Genomic DNA, 2,391 nt, shown 5'->3' with positions numbered 1-2,391 from the left:
ATCGATCGCCGCGAGGGTCATAGCTGGGTCCGGAAAGACCTTGTTCCATTCTCCAAAGGGCTGATTGGCGGTGATCAGCAAAGAGCGTCGCTCGTAGCGTGCGCTGATGAGCTCGAACAGCACACTGGTCTCGGCCTGGTCCTTGGTGACATAGGCAAGATCGTCCAAGATGACGAGATCGAAGCGATCGAGGCGGTTGATGGCGCCCTCGAGGTTGAGCTCGCGGCGAGCCACCTGGAGCTTCTGCACGAGATCGGTGGTGCGGGTGAACAGGACGCGCCATCCGTTCTCGATGAGGGCCAAGCCGATTGCTGCCGCCAAGTGGCTCTTGCCTCCACCGGGCGGACCAAACAGCAGCAGATTGGCGCCCTTGCCGAGCCAGCCGTCGCCGGCGGCGAGTGCGGTCATTTGCGCCTTGGAGATCATCGGCACGGCCTCGAAGTCGAAGCTGTCAAAGGTCTTTCCGGTAGGCAGCCGCGCCTCGACGAGATGGCGCTCGATGCGGCGGCGGCCGCGCTCAGCGATCTCGTGCTCGGCAATGGTGGCGAGGAAGCGCGCCGCCGGCCAGCCTTCTTTATCGGATTGCTCGGCAAATTGCGGCCACAGCGCCTTGATGGCGGGCAGCCGCAGCTCGTTGAGCAACAGATTGAGGCGCGCGGTGTCGACTACGTTGGTTGTGCTCATGCGGCGCCTCCGATCTCGGCGGTACCGATGAGGCATTCATAGGTGGCGAGCGGTGCGAGGCGTACCACGACGTTCGGCACCTGGGCGGGATCCGGGGCGAAGTGAGTACGTAGCCGGTTGAGGTCGGGCAGCCGGCCGTCGTTCAGGTCAGCCGTGAGCTGATTGGCGAGTTCGGCCTCGCAACCGCGCTCATGGGCGAGTGCGAGGAGATCGACCATGATCCGGCAGGCCTTCTTGTCCGGTAAGCGTTTGCGCAAGACGTCGAAGGCTCGGCGGTAAGCTTCCCGGGGGAACAGCTGGTCGCGGTAGACCAGGTTGAGGAGCGCCATCGGCTTGCGCCGCAAGGAATGGATCACGTGCCGATAATCGACGACCTGATCGTGCTTGCCATTGGGATGCGGCCGCCCGCGCGGCAAGGTGAGGAGATGCGTGCCGCCGACAAACACGTCGAGGTGATCGTCATACAGGCGCACCCGCAGCCGATGGCCGATCAAGCGCGACGGCACCGTGTAGAACACCTTGCGCAAGGTGAAGCCGCCGGACGACGTCACGTGGACGATCACCTCTTCATAGTCCGACGTGCGGCGGTCCGGCAGATCCTGAAGTGCGCTACGTTCACTGTCGATCCGCTTGGCGTTGCGGGCATTGCGGCGGCTGGCGATCTCATCGATGAAGCCACGATAGGCAGCTAGATCGTCGAAGTCGGCGGTGCCACGCAGCAACAGCGCGTCGCCGATCGCTCGCTTGAGATGACCATGCGAACTCTCGATCGCCCCGTTCTCGTGGGCGATGCCACGATTGTTGCGGGAAGGCCGCATGCCGTAATGGGCACAGAGGTCTTCGTATCGCCGCGTCAGATCGTCTTTGGCGTCGCGGTCGAGATTGCAAAAGGCGGCCGACAGGCTGTCGGTGCGATGCTCCCGTGGCGCCCCACCGAGTGACCACAAGGCATTCTGCAGGCCTTCGGCCAGAGCGACGAAGCTCTCACCGCCGAGCACGACATGGGCGTGCTCAAACCCGGAATAGGCCAGCCGGAAGTGATAGAGACGATGGTCGAGCGGTACGCCCGCGATCGTGACACCCAATTCGCCCATGTCGGTGAAGTCGGACAGGCCGCGCTGACCGGGTTCGTGGGTCTGGCGGAAGATGACCTCCTGCTCCTCGCCGTGGATCGCCCGCCAGGCCCGGATCCGGCGCTCCAGCGTGCGACGGATGCCGGCGCCGAGCTCGGGATGGCGTCGGAGCAACTCCTCGAAGATCGTGACCGGCCGCACACCGGGGGCGGCCTTCAGCATCGGCGCGATATCTGTCTCAAATACGCGGGCCAAGGGATCTGGCCGGCGACGGCCGCGGGGAGCCTTCTTCTGCGACGGAAGGCGTCGATCCTTCTCGATCCGGTAAGCGGTCGAGGTGCTGAACGAAGCCTTGGCGGCGGCCACGGGTGGGCTATCGGTCTGACGGTACTTCATGTAGAGCCTCATTTGGTGATCGGTAATGTGTCGGCCTGGCACGCGAGTGATTCCTCTTGGCGGAAGAACCACTTGCATAACCAGCCGGCCGCGATCACCAGTCGGCGCGGTCCGCTGTGGATCGCGCCGACGCCGGGCTCGTAACTCCGGTCGGGCTACGCCCTCCCTGCGTCACGAGCCCGGCGTAGCCCTCTCATCATGGTCGACGCTCCACTTCCATCCTGTTCGCCGCGCGGCA

The 2,391-nt window shown here is 64.5% G+C and carries 2 protein-coding genes; both read right to left on the bottom strand.

Translation table 11 applies throughout. From position 1 onward, the window contains the following. On the bottom strand, nucleotides 1-684 hold a 684-nt coding region (gene istB, locus RCO31_RS34555; RefSeq protein WP_208750710.1), incomplete at its 3' end, for an IS21-like element helper ATPase IstB. After that, nucleotides 681-2,231: an IS21-like element ISBj11 family transposase gene (gene istA / locus RCO31_RS34550; protein WP_080769320.1), complete on the bottom strand. Its 1,551-nt coding sequence runs from the start codon at nucleotides 2,229-2,231 to the stop codon at nucleotides 681-683. The genes istB and istA, both read right to left, overlap by 4 nt. Nucleotides 2,232-2,391: the final 160 nt, after the last annotated feature.

The sequence above is a fragment of the Bradyrhizobium sp. LHD-71 genome, from assembly GCF_031157255.1.
Classification (GTDB): domain Bacteria; phylum Pseudomonadota; class Alphaproteobacteria; order Rhizobiales; family Xanthobacteraceae; genus P52-10.
The sequence above is the reverse complement of the archived record's forward strand: the minus strand, read 5'-3'. Positions and strand labels throughout refer to the sequence as shown.